General features: G+C 64.7%; 15 protein-coding genes. 2 read left to right on the forward strand and 13 right to left on the reverse strand.

Annotated elements, in window-relative coordinates; translation table 11 throughout:
* The 11 genes from ACOJTD_RS08925 to ACOJTD_RS08975 all read right to left on the reverse strand — a co-directional run.
* Positions 1-714 (reverse strand): ABC transporter ATP-binding protein (locus ACOJTD_RS08925; RefSeq protein WP_420132563.1); only part of this gene is annotated, 714 nt, incomplete at its 3' end.
* Positions 715-983: 269 nt separating this feature from the next.
* Positions 984-2906, reverse strand: a complete 1923-nt coding sequence (locus tag ACOJTD_RS08930) for a glycosyltransferase family 39 protein (RefSeq protein ID WP_420132564.1) — start codon at positions 2904-2906, stop codon at positions 984-986.
* A 137-nt stretch (positions 2907-3043) separates the two neighbouring features.
* On the reverse strand, positions 3044-3622 hold the full coding sequence (locus tag ACOJTD_RS08935; protein ID WP_420132565.1) for a hypothetical protein: 579 nt from the start codon (positions 3620-3622) through the stop codon (positions 3044-3046).
* A gap of 157 nt (positions 3623-3779) precedes the next feature.
* Positions 3780-4175, reverse strand: coding sequence for a carboxymuconolactone decarboxylase family protein (locus ACOJTD_RS08940; protein WP_420132566.1), 396 nt, complete (start codon positions 4173-4175; stop codon positions 3780-3782).
* Entirely contained in the window at positions 4108-4542 is a 435-nt protein-coding gene (locus tag ACOJTD_RS08945; protein ID WP_420132567.1) for a MerR family transcriptional regulator, read from the reverse strand. The genes ACOJTD_RS08940 and ACOJTD_RS08945 overlap by 68 nt, the downstream gene beginning before the upstream one ends.
* Before the next feature lie 111 nt (positions 4543-4653).
* Complete coding sequence (locus tag ACOJTD_RS08950; RefSeq protein ID WP_420132568.1) at positions 4654-5349, reverse strand: ABC transporter ATP-binding protein; 696 nt, start codon at positions 5347-5349, stop codon at positions 4654-4656.
* Positions 5349-6098, reverse strand: a complete 750-nt coding sequence (locus tag ACOJTD_RS08955) for an ABC transporter ATP-binding protein (RefSeq protein ID WP_420132569.1) — start codon at positions 6096-6098, stop codon at positions 5349-5351. The genes ACOJTD_RS08950 and ACOJTD_RS08955 overlap by 1 nt, the downstream gene beginning before the upstream one ends.
* Positions 6095-7396, reverse strand: a complete 1302-nt coding sequence (locus ACOJTD_RS08960) for a branched-chain amino acid ABC transporter permease (protein ID WP_420132570.1) — start codon at positions 7394-7396, stop codon at positions 6095-6097. Before ACOJTD_RS08960 ends, ACOJTD_RS08955 begins: the two co-directional genes overlap by 4 nt.
* Positions 7393-8340 (reverse strand): branched-chain amino acid ABC transporter permease, encoded by a 948-nt coding sequence (locus ACOJTD_RS08965; RefSeq protein WP_420132571.1) that lies wholly within the window; start codon positions 8338-8340, stop codon positions 7393-7395. The genes ACOJTD_RS08960 and ACOJTD_RS08965 overlap by 4 nt, the downstream gene beginning before the upstream one ends.
* A gap of 186 nt (positions 8341-8526) precedes the next feature.
* Entirely contained in the window at positions 8527-9756 is a 1230-nt protein-coding gene (locus ACOJTD_RS08970; RefSeq protein WP_420132572.1) for a branched-chain amino acid ABC transporter substrate-binding protein, read from the reverse strand.
* A 187-nt stretch (positions 9757-9943) separates the two neighbouring features.
* Positions 9944-10789: a uroporphyrinogen-III synthase gene (locus tag ACOJTD_RS08975; RefSeq protein ID WP_420132573.1), complete on the reverse strand. Its 846-nt coding sequence runs from the start codon at positions 10787-10789 to the stop codon at positions 9944-9946.
* 132 nt (positions 10790-10921) lie between these two features.
* Here ACOJTD_RS08975 and purU point away from each other — a divergent pair, with 132 nt between their 5' ends.
* Positions 10922-11782: a formyltetrahydrofolate deformylase gene (gene purU / locus ACOJTD_RS08980; RefSeq protein ID WP_420132574.1), complete on the forward strand. Its 861-nt coding sequence runs from the start codon at positions 10922-10924 to the stop codon at positions 11780-11782.
* Between the two features lie 81 nt (positions 11783-11863).
* On the opposite strand, the gene ACOJTD_RS08985 is transcribed toward purU, so the two are convergent.
* Together ACOJTD_RS08985 and ACOJTD_RS08990 are read right to left on the reverse strand one after the other, a co-directional pair.
* On the reverse strand, positions 11864-12448 hold the full coding sequence (locus tag ACOJTD_RS08985; RefSeq protein ID WP_420132575.1) for a DUF2939 domain-containing protein: 585 nt from the start codon (positions 12446-12448) through the stop codon (positions 11864-11866).
* Positions 12449-12552: 104 nt separating this feature from the next.
* Positions 12553-12849, reverse strand: a complete 297-nt coding sequence (locus ACOJTD_RS08990) for a hypothetical protein (RefSeq protein WP_420132576.1) — start codon at positions 12847-12849, stop codon at positions 12553-12555.
* A gap of 403 nt (positions 12850-13252) precedes the next feature.
* Here ACOJTD_RS08990 and ACOJTD_RS08995 point away from each other — a divergent pair, with 403 nt between their 5' ends.
* On the forward strand, positions 13253-14428 hold the full coding sequence (locus tag ACOJTD_RS08995) for an ABC transporter substrate-binding protein (protein WP_420132577.1): 1176 nt from the start codon (positions 13253-13255) through the stop codon (positions 14426-14428).
* Positions 14429-14481: the final 53 nt, after the last annotated feature.

The following is a 14481-nucleotide window of genomic DNA, read 5'->3' on the forward strand; positions in this document are numbered from 1 at the left end:
GGCCGGATCGCCCTCGGCGATCTTGCGGCCGAAATCCAGCACCACGACGCGGTTGGAGATGTCCATCACCACGCCCATGTCGTGTTCGATCATCACCACCGTCATGCCGAACTCTTCGTTGAGGTCGACGATGTAGCGGGCCATGTCCTCCTTCTCTTCGAAGTTCATGCCGGCCATCGGCTCGTCGAGCAGGATCAGCTTCGGCTCCAGCGCCATCGCGCGGGCGAGTTCGACGCGCTTGCGCAGGCCGTAGGAAAGCGTACCGGCGGTCGCCTTGCGCACCGACTGCAGGTCGAGAAAGTCGATGATCTCCTCGACCTTGCGGCGGTGCTCCAGCTCCTCGTGCCGCGCGCCGAGCCAGTACAGCGCGCCGGTGAGGAAGTTGTTCTTCAGCAGGTGATGGCGCCCGACCATGATGTTGTCGAGCACGCTCATGTGGTGAAACAGCGCGAGGTTCTGGAACGTGCGGCCGATGCCGAGCGGGGCGCGCGCGTTCGGCTTCAGCGCGGTGATATCGCGGCCATGATAGAACAGCTGGCCTTCGGTCGGCCGATAGCGGCCGGAGATGCAGTTGACGATGGAGGTCTTGCCGGCGCCGTTGGGGCCGATGATGGAAAACAGCTCGCCGTCGTTCACGGCAAAGCTAACCTCGCTCAGCGCGCGGACGCCGCCGAAACGCAGGGACACATTGCGTACTTCTAACGCGTGTTCCAAACCTGCTTCCTCCCCGAGCATCGGCGTCACGGATTTCGTGACCGCACAGTCATGCTCCCGGCGCTTTGCGCGCCTTATCCGGCGGTTGATCCGCCTTCCGAACCTTATATCAGCCGAATGGCTGATGATATTCGACTATTTTAGCCTGGGGAAAGACACTGGACGCAAGCCGGCTGTTGCGGGCCGCGATGATCGCGCTGGTTCAGGCGGCGGCGACCTCTTGCCGCATGCCACAGGTTGTTCGTGCTGCGATGCAGCACGGGTAACTATCAGGAGCGTCGCCAGATCGTAGCTCGGCCCTGCTGATCAGGCAGGTCGTACGTCGCGGTACGCTTGTAGCGCGTCTGCTCGGCCATGGCGTCGACGATGCCGACCATCCTTGGATACTCCCAGCCCGCCCAGGGCAGCGAATAGCGGCTGTCCGGCGCGTCGATGATGACGACGACATCGGCGGTCGATTGCGCGATCCGCTCGGCCATCAGCTTTCGAACGTCCTCGCGTGTGGGCTGGCTGTCGATGAACGGATCATCGACCAGGCGGTTGCAGCGGCAGCGCTCGCGGATCACCCAGGCGAACAGCTTGCTGGTGCCGAAGGTGGTGAACACCGCGACTTCGCGCGCGCGGTCGAACTCGGGCAGATAAGGACGGACCAGATCGAGATCGGTCGGCCCTTCGGTCGGATGGATGGCGGCGACGTAAGCGGCACTTGGTATCGGCCGGCCGATGGTGACGGCAAGCAGCGACGCGATCGCGGCCGCCGCCACGATGCCCCGCACCCAGACCGATAGCGCGCCACGCAGCCGGCGCAGCAGCAGGGCGGCGCCGACGCCGGTGCAGATCCACACCGCGAACAGCCAGGTCGACATGAAGCGCCCCTGATGCTGCGGATGGATCACCACGCCGATCCAGGCGACGATCGCGAACAGGAACACCACGCGGGCGCCCGGCGCGAGCCGCGGAATGCCGAGCAGGCCGATCAGCGCCAGCGCCGCCACCGGCAGCGCCATCGCCGGCGAGGTGTGGAAGCTGTCGGCGAACACCCGCCAGTAGAACTGGGCGCTGGTCCACAGCGTCGCGTTGGGATCGGGATTATTCGCCGGACCGACGAACCACAGGAAGCGCGACAGCCGGTGCGGCAGCAGGAACGAGATCGCGATCGGAGTGAGATGCCAATACAGCAGCGCGCGTCCCGGCACGCCCAGCGCGGCATCGATCGCGGCTTTGTTGCGCCACCACAGCAGCGACCACCACAGAAACACCAGCGCATAAGCGAGGGTGGTCAGGTTCTCCGGCGGATACAGCGAGATCGATTTGCCGAACAGCTCCATCGCGGTCGGCCCGCGCGCATAGATGGCGCCGATCAGGATGGCGATCAGTGCGGCCAGGATCAGCAGCGGCTGGCGGACCACGCTGATGATCAGGCTGCCGACCTTGACCCGGCCGAGCCTCCGCGCAAGCCGGAAGCTGCCGTCGCGGTGTTCGGTGGCAAAGGCGATTGCCATCGCGACCAACAGCAGGCCCCAGTAGTTACCTTTGTGGAAGAACAGCAGAGTGAGCAGCACCGCGACCAGCCGCCACCGTGCGGCGCTGGCGGGCTGCGCGAAGGCACGCAGATAGGCCCACAGCGCGGCCGCGGAGAGCCCGGCGCCGAGTCCCTCCAGCATGACGTCTGCACTGATCAGTCGAAAGGCCGGGCTGGCGGCGGTGAGGATCGTAGCGATGGCCGCAGCGAACAGCCCCTCGATCCGGTTGGTGACGAGCCGGCGCGCGATCAGCCAGACGAACGCGATGGTGACGACCCAGCCGATCAGGCTCGGCACGATGGCGAGGCGATGGTCGGGACCGCCGATCAGCAGCACCGCACTTAGCACCAGCCCGTGAAACGGAGGCCAGACCTTGGCTTTCTCGAGTTCGCTGAAGAACCAGGCCGGATCGAGATTGCGGATCGCCAGGGCGAGGTCGAGGCCGAAACTGTAGTGCGAATTTCGGTCGTGATAAAAGGCGCGCCACAAGAGATCGGGCGCGCGATAATACGCCGCCAGCATCATCCCGGCGATGCCGACCGCCACAGCCACAACGATCAGGAACGCCAGCGTGTCGAACCATTGACCCGCTTTCCGCTCGGCATTGCCGCCAAGGCGTGGTGCCGGGGGCTGACCCGTCTGATTTCCGTCTCGCTCGGCGCTCGCCATCGATGTCCCTGGAAGCTGTGGCCGTCCAAACGATTCCGGATCGACCCGGCGCCCCGATAGCACGCCGGCCGCGGCAGCGATAAGGCAGAACGTGTCGCAACTCTTCCGCGGCGGCGGAGGCTGGCGAGTTTCCGGGCCTAGGAACGGCCGGCCGGATCGGCGTAAAGCCGCGACACCACGATGCCGATGAAGATCGAGATCATGGCGGCACTGAAGGCATTCATTGACAGCAGCCCGGCATATTCGCCCGCCAGATAGGCGTGCGGCGGCGCTCCGTAGTGGCCGTGCAGAAACAGCCAGGCCGCAACCGGCAATCCCGCCAGCGGCAGCATGAGGAGCCGCTCGCTCGGGCGAAACAGCACGCTTGCGAGCATCGCGCAGGGCAGCAGAAACAATTCGATGCCGGAAGGTTCGCCCAGCAGCCAGGTGCAGAATACCGTGTTGCCGGTGGCGAACAGCGACAGCGCCACGCGCCCGAGACGCGAATGAATGCGGGCGAGCGCGGGCACGGCGAAGAAGAATGGCGCCGACAGCAGCGTCAGCAGCAGCCACGGCATCCCGCCGAGCCCGGCGACATAAGCAACGTAGAGCGGGTAGAACGGTCCGTTACCGGCCAGCACCAGCGCCACCAGGTTGCCGGTTGCGGCGAGAGGATCAGGATTATCGGCATAGGCGCGAAACCAGTCGGTGGCTCGCGTCAAAGGTGCTGGCAGCATTCAGGCTCACGATCAGTGCAAGGCGCGGTTGGCCCTTCCTGTATCCTAGTCCGGAAAGATCCGGTCAGGAAAGCGGAGGGCTTCCCGCAGCGCCCTGCAACTGCGCCGATCGGCAGCACTGGCGAGGCTGCGCGGCAGGCGGGTGCTGCGTGATGGCTTATGGGGCGCGGGTGGCGAACACCTCCTTGGCGGCGAACAGGCCGTTCAGCGCTGCCGGAAAGCCGGCATAGACCGCCATCTGCATGATGATCTCGGTGACCTCATCGCGGCTCAGCCCGACATTCAGGCCGGCCTCGATGTGGACTTTGAGTTGTGGCGTGGCATTGCCCATCGCGGTCAGCGCGGCGATGGTTGCAATCTCTCTGGCGCGCAGGTCGAGGCCGGGGCGGCTGTATATGTCGCCAAAGGGAAACTCGATCAGGTACCTGGCGAAGTCCGGCGCGATATCAGCCAAAGCGTCGACCACCTTCTGGCCGGCCTCGCCGTCAATTGCCGCGAGCGCGCGCAGGCCACGCTCGAATCTTTCCTGCGGGTCGGATAGCTGTTGCGTCATCGTCCACCTCCACCTTGCTGGCGCCGGCCGCATAGCCGGCGATCTTGGTGTCGAGGACGGTCAGACAGGCCTTCAGTTCGGCGACATGCGCCTGCACCTTGGCCCGGTGCTGCTGGAGCAGGACGCGGCGGGCATCCTCGGTGGCAGCCCCGCGGGCGCGGAGTTTGGCGTAGCGCAGCATGTCCCGGATCGGCATCCCGGTGGTCTTGAGACGACCGAGAAATTCGATCCAGACCAGGATCGACGCGTGGTAGTCACGCTGGCCGGATGAATCGCGCGAGGCGCGCGGCAACAGCCCGATGCGCTCGTAATAACGCAGCGTATGAGCCGTCAGTCCGGTCCGCCTGGCGAGATCTCCGATCTTCATGGCTTGCTCTGTCCGTCACGACGCCCTGTTGCTACAGGTTAGAGCGCGCTCGAAGTCAAGCGCGAAGACGCGAGCAGATCGCGCGTGGCCGTGGTGGCTGTCGTCGGCGGCTCAGACCTCGAGCCATTCCTTGCGGACGGCGGCGTTGCTCTTGAGGTCGTCTGGGGTGCCCTCGAACACGATCTTGCCGTGGCCCATCACGTAGAGCCGGTGCGAGATTCTCATCGCGATCGACAGCTTCTGCTCGACCAGCAGAATGGCGACGCCGCGACGGGCGATTTCGGCGATCAGGTCGCCGACCTGCTGCACGATCAGCGGCGCCAGGCCTTCGGTCGGCTCGTCGATCATCACCAGTTCGGGATCGCCCATCAGCGTCCGGCAGATCGTCAGCATCTGCTTCTCGCCGCCGGACAGCACGCCGGCCGGCGTGTCGGCGCGCGCCTTGAGGTTGGAGAACATGTCGAGCATGTCGTCCAGCCGCCACTTGCCGGGATTGCGCGGGTTCTTAACGCCGAGCATCAGGTTCTGACGAACCGTCAGGCCCGGGAAGATGTCGCGATGCTCCGGCACGTAGCCGAGGCCGAGATGCGCGATCTTGTAGCTCGGCAGCCCGGCGATGTTCTTGCCCTTGAACAGGATGGTGCCGTGCGGCGGCACTTCGCCCATCACTGCTTTGACTGTGGTGGAGCGGCCGACGCCGTTGCGGCCGAGCAGGCTGACCACTTCGCCGGCGCCGATCCGCATGTCGACACCCTGCAGGATGTGGCTCTTGCCGTAATAGGCGTGCAGGTCCTTGATCTCAAGCATCAGGCCGCTTCCTCGCCGAGATAGGCTTCCTTGACCTTGGGATTGCCGCGGATTTCGTCCGGCGTGCCGGAGGCGATCACCTGGCCGTAGACCAGCACCGAGATCCGATCGGCGAGGCCGAACACCACGCTCCTGTCGTGCTCGACGATCAGCAGCGTGCGGCCCTCTGTGAGGCGGCGGATCAGCGCCACGGCACGTTCGGTCTCGGCGTTGCTCATGCCGGCGGTCGGCTCGTCGAGCAGGATCACGTTGGCGCCGCCCGCGATGGTGATGCCGATTTCCAGCGCGCGCTGCTCGGCGTAAGTGAGCAGGCCGGCCGGGATGTCCCGTCGCGAGGTGAGGTGGATGTCCTCGAGGATCTGCGCCGTGCGTTCGCGCACTTCGGGCAGGTTGTCGACGTTCTTCCAGAACGCGTAGCGGTGCCCGGTCGCCCACAGCACGGCGCAGCGCAGATTTTCCCACACCGTCATGTTGGCGAACACGTTGGTGACCTGGAACGAGCGCGACAGGCCGCGGCGGTTGATCTGAAACGGCCGCAACCCGGAGATTTCCTCGCCGCGCAGCAGGATGCTGCCGGAGGTCGGCTTCATGTAGCCGCTGATCAGGTTGAAGGTAGTCGACTTGCCGGCGCCGTTCGGGCCGATCAGTGCGTGGCGCTCGCCCTGGGCGACCGACAGCGTCACGTTCTGGATCACCTTGGTGATGCCAAAACTCTTCTCGACGTTGGTGAGTTCGATAGCGGCGGTCATGCGGCGTGCACCTTGGCGCGGGCGGCGGTCAGCGTGGTGTCCCAGCTTTCGGCAACGCGCTTCCACGCCATCCGGGACAGGATGAAGCCGACGACGATCAGCGCGGCCGAGGCGGCCCAGGTCAGCGGGCTGGCGGCATTGAACGGGATGCCGAACGCGACCCGGCTCGGATCCTCGTGCGGATTGACCGTGTAGTGCACGATGGTCTCGATCATCAGCATCAGCCCGGTGCACAGCGCCAGCGTCGGCAGCGCGGCGAGCAGATAGCTCGGCAGCATCCGGCTCAGCATGCCGGCCCGCACCAGCGGCCGGTGCATCATCAACAGGCCGGTGATGCCGCCGGGCGCGAACACCACAACGGCGATGAAGAACAGGCCGAAATACAGCTGCCAGACCTGGGTCAGGTCGCTCAGCACCAGCGACAGCACGGTGACGAAGATCGCGCCGACGATCGGGCCGATGAAGAAGCCGATGCCGCCGATATAGGCTGCGAACAGCACGGTGCCGGACTGCACCGCGCCGAGATAGGCGGAGTTGGCGATCTCGAAATTGATCGCCGCCAGCGCCCCGGCGATGCCGGCGAAGAAGCCGGAGAAGCAGAAGGCGAGGTAGCGCACGACGTGCGGATCGTAGCCGACGAACTGCACGCGCTCGGGGTTGTCGCGGACCGCGTTGCACATCCGGCCGAGCGGGGTGCGGGTCAGCGCGTACATCGCGATCATCGCGATCAGCGTCCAGGCTGCGATCATGTAATAGATCTGGATCTGCGGACCGAACGACAGCCCGAACACCTTGAACAGCTTGGCGCGGTTGGCCGAAATGCCGGCCTCGCCGCCGAAGAAAGTGCGCAGGATCAGCGCCGAGGAGGCGACCAGCTCGGCGAGGCCGAGCGAGATCATCGCGAACGCGGTGCCGGAGCGTTGCGTCATCACCCAGCCGATCAGCGCGGCGAAGAACAGTCCGGCCAGGCCTCCGATCAGAGGCACGACCGGCAGCGGGATCGCCCACTTGTTGAAGCCGAGGAAGTTGATGGTGTGGATCGCCAGGAAGCCGCCGAGCCCGTAATACACCGCGTGGCCGAACGACAGCATGCCGGTCTGGCCGAGCAGGATGTTGTAGGACAGCGCGAAGATGATCGAGATGCCGACCAGGCTGAAGGTCGTCAGCGAGCCGCCGGAGGAAAACACCTGCGGCAGCACCAGCAGGATCAGCGCGGCGGCGATCCAGGTCCCGTAGAATTTCAGCCGGTCGGACACGGCCGGCCGTGGCGGCGCCACGCGAGCAGCGAGGTCGGTCATGTTTCGCGAGTTCCCAACAGCCCCATCGGCCGGAAGATCAGGATCAGCACCAGCAGCAGATATGGAATGATCGGCGCGATCTGCGCGACCGTCACGTTCCAGATGTCGCTGAGCCAGGATTGCGCCAGGTCGGGACCGAGCGGTCCGAACAGCGAAGCGAGCGAGCCGTTGATCGAGACGGCGAAGGTCTGCACCAGGCCGATCAGCAGCGAGGCGATGAAGGCGCCGGGCAGCGAGCCGAGTCCGCCGACCACGACGACAACGAACAGGATCGGCCCGAGCAGCGCCGCCATGTTCGACTGCGTCACCAGCGACGGGCCGGCGATCACGCCGGCGACGGCAGCCAGCGCAGTGCCGACGCCGAACACCAGCATGAAGATGCGTTCGACGTTATGGCCGAGATGCGCCACCATATGCGGATGCGTCAGCGCCGCCTGCACGATCAGGCCGATGCGGGTCTTCTTCAGCGCCAGCAGCAGGCCGATGAAGATCACCACCGACACCGCCAGCATGAACATCTTGTAGGCAGGGTAGTTGGTCGAAAAGATCGTGAAGGCGGGGAAGTCGAGCAGCGCCGGGACGCGGTAGTCGACCGGAATCTTGCCCCAGATGATGCCGACGATTTCTTCGATCGCGAACGCGAGTCCGAAGGTGAACAGCAGTTCGGCGACATGGCCGTTCTTGTGAACGCGGCGCAGACCGAAGCGCTCGACCGCCGCGCCGATCGCGCCGGCCAGCAAGGGAGCGATCAGTAGCGCCGGCCAGAAGCCGAACCACCGGCTGATCTGAAATCCGAAGAAGGCGCCCAGCATATAGAAGCTGGCATGGGCGAAGTTCAGCACACCGAGCATGCTGAAGATGACGGTGAGCCCGCTTGCCATCAAAAACAGCAGCATCCCGTACAGAACGCCGTTGAGGGTGGAGATGACGATCAGCTCGAGCACGTTTCTGCCTGCAACTGAGGGGAGGGCCTAGAGCAGTTCTCCCCGCTTGCGGGGAGAGGTCGGATTGCGCAGCAATCCGGGTGAGGGGGCGTCTCGATAGAACGCGGAGTCCGCGTCTTGCGGAGGCGCCCCCTCATCCGCCCCTCTCCCCGCAGGCGGGGAGAGGGAGAAGTCAGCGGACCCGCCTTACGGCCGGTCCATCTTGCAGGTGGTCGGGATCACCGTCTTGTCGGTGTCGACCTTGGCGACCTCTTTCCAACCCCAGCCGGTGTTCTCTTCGTCGAACTGGCCCGCCGGAATGGTGCCGAAGGACGAGATGTAGATCGGCTGGAAGAACTGGTGGTCATCCTTGCGCATGAAGCCCTCGCCGCCGTCCAGCACCTCGTACTTCATGCCTTCGAGCGCCTGAGCGACCTTGACCGGGTCGACCGACTTGGCCTTTTCAGCCGCAGCCGCGAACATCCGCATCTCGTTGACAGCACGCGGATACCAAAGGCTGAGACCGACCTTGGCGCGGAACTCTTTCTCGAAGTCCTGCGAAGCCTTGTTCGGAACGTTGGCGAAGCCTTCGGTGATCTGGAACACCTGGTGATCGAGGCCGGCCTGCTTGATCGCAGTCGGGCCACCGGCACCGCCGGCGTAGTAGGTGTACCAGTTTACCTTGAGGCCGGCGTCGGCAGCCGCCTTCAGCAGCAGCGCGATGTCCTGGCCCCAGTTGCCGGTCACCACGGTGTCGGCGCCCGACGCCTTGATCTTGGCGATATAGGGCGCGAAGTCGGAGATCTTCAGCAGCGGATGCAGTTCGTCACCGACGATCTGGATGTCCGGGCGCTTCTTGCCGAGCATCGCGCGGGCGGTGGTGCGGACCGACTGACCGAACGAATAGTCCTGGTTGATCAGGTAGACTTTCTTGATGGACGGCTGATCCTTCATGTAGTTGGTCAGCGCTTCCATCTTGATGTCGGAGTTGGCGTCCCAGCGGAAGTGCCAGAAGCTGCACTTGTCGTTGGTCAGGATCGGGTCGACCGCCGCGTAATTGAAGTACAGCACTTCCTTGCCGGGATTGCGCTCGTTGAACTTCGTGATGAAGTCCGACAGCGCGCCGGCGACCGAGGAGCCGTTGCCCTGGGTCACGTAGCGCACGCCCGAGTCGATCGCCTTCTGCGCCTGGATCAGGCTTTCCTGGGGGTTAGTCTTGTTGTCGAGCGGGACGATCTCGAACTTCTTTCCGAGGATGCCGCCCTTGGCGTTGAGTTCGTCGGCGAGATACTGGAAGGTCTTGAGACCACCTTCACCGACGCTGGCGCCGCCACCGGAGAGCGGATCGATGTATCCGATCTTCACCGTTTCCTGGGCGATCGCCGCCGAGGTGAACATCGGCGCCGCGATCGCGACGACTGCGAGAAATCGCTTCATCTGGTTCCTCCCTAAATCCCCGAGGGGCTTTTTGTATTGTTGGCGTGTTAGCGCAGATTACAGAGCGGTTTCAACCCGGCGGGTGGTGTTCTTCAGAAAACATCCTTACTTTTCGAAGGTTCGCGTCACGTCCGTATGATGGACGTGGTGCTGACGGCAGTGCCCTGTTTGCAGGCAGCCGATAGCATCAGGACGATACGGTCTTTCGCGGGGCGCGGCCGTTTAATGCCGTACTCATCGCGCTGATCAGTGGCTTCATGAAGAACGCACCGTCCGGCGGCGTGATGCCTGGCGTCAATCCGTGTTGTCTGAGTTCGTCAGATACCACCGGTCCGACTGACGCGATGGGAGTTGTCAGGAGAGCTTGACGCAAGCGATCCTCGCACCCGCGGGCTTGCGCCACGTCCAGCAGTCGACGGAATTGGTTCGAACTGGTCAGCGCGATCGCATCGACACGATGATGGGCCATTTCGTCGATGGCGTTGATCACATTGTCTTCAGCGGCACGTGGGTCGTACGCATAGGGCAGCACCGGATCGACCGTCGCGCCCTGTGCCTCGATCGCGCCGATCAGCGCCGCATGGTCCTTGTCCGGGTAAAGCTGCAGGCCGACGCGGCGGCCGGCGAGATCGTAGCGGGCCAGCGTCGCGGCGATACCTTCGGATGTAGGAGTTTCAGTGGTGACGGTGGCGTCGAGTCCGATCTCGCGCAGCGCCTTACCTGGCTTCGGGCCACGGGCGAAGCGGCGGGTGTGACCGACCGCCGCGACGAAATCGGTCTCTCGGCCTCGGCCGCGCGCCAGCTTGGTCAGGCGGCGCAGCCCTTCGCCGGTGGTCAGCACCAGATCGTCGAAAGGCCGCGCGATCAGGCGGTCGATCCAGGCGGCGACCGGCGCCGGGTCGGGCGCGTCGATGATCGCCACCATCGGACACTGCAGAACGTCCGCCCCTTGCTCGGCCAGCAGCCGGGAAAACTGCGCTTCCTCCCGGGTTTCCAGGATCAGGATGCGATACCCTTCGAGCCGTCCAGCCATTCAGTGTCCTGCCGATCGCCTTTGCCTTGATCATCTTGCGCCTTTGATCGGGATTGGCGCAAGGGCGGAGCCGGTGGTAGAGCAGGGCGCACCCCAAGTTCCGGCGCGCCCCGCGTTGATACCAAGATCGCCATGCCCCATCGCCAATATGTGCTGACCCTGTCCTGCCCCGATCGCGCCGGTATCGTCGCGGCGGTCACCACCTTTCTGTTCGAGAACGGCCAGAACATTCTCGACGCCCAGCAATATAACGACACCGAGAGCGGGCATTTCTTCATGCGCGTGGTGTTCAACGCCGCCGGCCGCGTCGTGCCGCTGGCGGATCTACGGACCGGCTTCGGCGCGGTCGCGGTCAAGTTCACGATGGGCTGGCACATGCGCGACCGCGAGACCCGGCGCCGGGTCATGTTGCTGGTGTCGCAGTCGGATCACTGCCTCGCCGACATTCTGTACCGCTGGCGGATCGGGGAATTGCCGATGATCCCGACGGCGATTGTCTCCAACCACCCGCGCGAAACCTTCAGCGGCTTCGACTTCGGCGAGATCCCGTTCTATCACATGCCGGTGACCAAGGAGACGCGGCGCCAGCAGGAGGCCGCCATTACTGCGCTGATCGCGCAGACCAAGACCGATCTGGTGGTGCTGGCGCGCTACATGCAGATCCTGTCGGACGAGATGTCTCAGCGCCTCGCCGGCCGCTGCATCAACATCCATCATTCCTTCCTGCCGGGCTTCAAGGGCGCCAAGCCGTATCACCAGGCGTTCGATCGCGGCGTCAAACTGATCGGCGCCACGGCGCACTACGTCACCAGCGCGCTCGACGAAGGCCCGATCATTGACCAGGACGTCGAGCGCATCAGCCATCGCGATACGCCGGCGGATCTGGTGCGCAAGGGCCGCGACATCGAGCGCCGCGTGCTGGCGCGCGCCATGCACTATCACCTCGACGACCGCGTCATCCTCAACGGCCGCAAGACGGTGGTGTTCAACTGATCGGACTTGCGGTGGGCCGCCGCCGAGCCCGGAGCGTCATCCGGAAACGCGCCCTGTGTTCTCGATGCCGGGAGAGCGCTGCTACTTGGCCGGCAGCGAAGCCGCCAACTGATTGATCGCCCCAGCCGGCAGGGTGAGTCCGGACAGCTTCCATCCGGTGCCGGCGAAGTGCATCCGGGCCTCGCTGAAACGATCAGCGGTGGCGTCGGTGAGGCGGAAGCCGAACTCCATCGGCTGGATGAAGCGAAGCCGCTGTAGCATCGCCAGTGCGTTGCCGGTGTCGAGGTCGATCAGCCGCGGCAGCCCGCTGATCGGCGGCAATTCCTGAACGCCCTGGATCTGCCCGGTCTTCAGGATCTCCGTAAGCCGTTCGGGCGTCAGCAGCCTGGCGATCATCGCCTCGGCGACACCGCCGCCGGCAGCCCGGATCAGCATCCGCTCGGTCGAACCGACCTGCCGGGTCTCGCCGATGCGGGCCAGATAGGCGGCCACGACCTGGTCGGCAATCGATTGCTTCAATGAGGTGACATCGGTGCGTTCAATCACCGCCGCGCCGCTTCCAGTGCGGACGGCGTTGGCGAGCGCAGCGAGCGACCACAGCGCCGAGCCAAGATAGATTGCCAGCAGAAGGATCAGGGTGACGAGGCTGCCGAGCAACCAGCGCATGAGCATCTCCGAAGTCTTGCCTCGGGCCGGTTGGCGCAAGGCCTTCGTCAACTCACGCCGAGCGGTTTCGCTCCGTTCGAGCCCCCCGGGGAGAGCGCCGCGGCTCAGCGGCTCGGCGTCGTCGATGCAGCCTGTCCAGTATCGGTCCCGGCGCGGCCCTCGAGCTTCTCGCGCTCGGCCGCCGGCATGTTGCGCCGCCGCTCCTGCTCCTTCATGTAGGCCTCGTATTTGGCCGTTCCCGGACGCGGCGGAGCGTTGGGCGGCAGGCCGCCGGCCCATTGCGGGACGCGGTCGGCCATGCCCTCGGTCAGCTTCTCGTTGATGGTGCCGCAGCCGCCAAGGCCGCTCAGTAAGAGGCCGACCGTGACCGCGACCGATAGACGCAACGAACTCGCTCGCATTGCTATTTTGATGTCCTGGTTAGTCGGGCGCGGCGGCGCCGGCAGGGCGTGATGGGAAGCGCCGAATAGCATCAGCCGCAACGAACGGAGCGTTCTTTCCGCTATCCGAATATGGCATACCTGATATCGCACCATCATCCCGGTTTCCATGGCAATGATGTGGCCAATCCGCCGATCAACGCCATGAGGACGCTGGACGGTTTATACGTCCGGAGCCGGCCGTTACCTCATCCCGCATCCAGCGCGACCGCTCGAGGTCCCGAGGGGTGAACAGGGCGCCGCCGAGATCGCGCGCAAAGGACTATCCGCAGCCGACGGAGCGTCGCAAGACTCCGCGGCATCACCTCGGCTACAATGGAATCGGGGTCAAACCCCGGACCAACCGGGACAAGAGGAAACACTCATGTTGATTGGCAGACGAACACTGCTGCAGGCCGCCTGTATCGCCGTCGCCGCGGCCACACCGCTCGCCGCGCAGGCCGAGGATGTCTTCAAGATCGGCCTGATCCTGCCGATGACCGGGGGCCAGGCCTCGACCGGCAAGCAGATCGACAACGCGATCAAGCTTTACATGAAGAAGAACGGCGCCACCGTCGCCGGCAAGAAGATCGAAGTCATCCTGAAGGACGACGCCGCGATCCCGGACAATACCAAGCGGATGGCGCAGGAGCTGATCGTCAACGACAAGGTCAACGTGATCGCGGGCTTCGGCATCACCCCGGCGGCGCTCGCCGCCGCGCCGCTTGCGACCCAGGCCAAGGTGCCGGAGATCGTGATGGCGGCCGGTACCTCGATCATCACCGAGCGCTCGCCCTACATCGTCCGGACCTCGTTCACGCTGCCGCAGTCGTCCAGCATCATCGGCGACTGGGCGGCCAAGAACGGCATCAAGAAGGTCGCGACGCTGACCTCGGACTATGCGCCGGGCAACGATGCGCTGGCGTCTTTCAAGGAGCACTTCACCGCCGGCGGCGGCGAGATCGTCGAAGAGATCAAGGTGCCGCTCGCCAATCCGGACTTCGCGCCCTTCCTGCAGCGGATGAAGGACGCCAAGCCGGATGCGATGTTCGTATTCGTGCCGGCAGGGCAGGGCGGCAACTTCATGAAGCAGTTCGCCGAGCGTGGCCTCGACAAGAGCGGCATCAAGGTGATCGGCCCCGGCGACGTGATGGACGACGACCTGCTCAACAGCATGGGCGATGCCGCGATCGGCGTGGTCACCGCCCACATGTATTCGGCCGCGCATCCCTCTGCGATGAACAAGGAGTTCGTCGCGGACTACAAGAAAGAGTTCGGCCAGCGCCCCGGCTTCATGGCGGTCGGCGGCTACGACGGCATCCACCTGATCTACGAAGCGCTGAAGAAGACCGCCGGCAAAACCGATGGCGATTCTCTCGTCGCGGCGATGAAGGGCATGAAGTGGGAAAGCCCGCGCGGCCCGATCTCGATCGACCCCGACACCCGCGACATCGTCCAGGACATCTACATCCGCAAGGTCGAGAAGGTGGACGGCGAACTTTACAATGTCGAATTCGCCAAGTTCGACGCGGTGAAGGACCCCGGCAAGACGAAGAAGTAACTCTTGAGGTGATGTCGAAGCCTCGCGGCTACCCCTCCCCCTTGCGGGGAGGG

This window comes from Rhodopseudomonas sp., assembly GCF_048594845.1.
Classification (GTDB): Bacteria; Pseudomonadota; Alphaproteobacteria; order Rhizobiales; family Xanthobacteraceae; genus Rhodopseudomonas.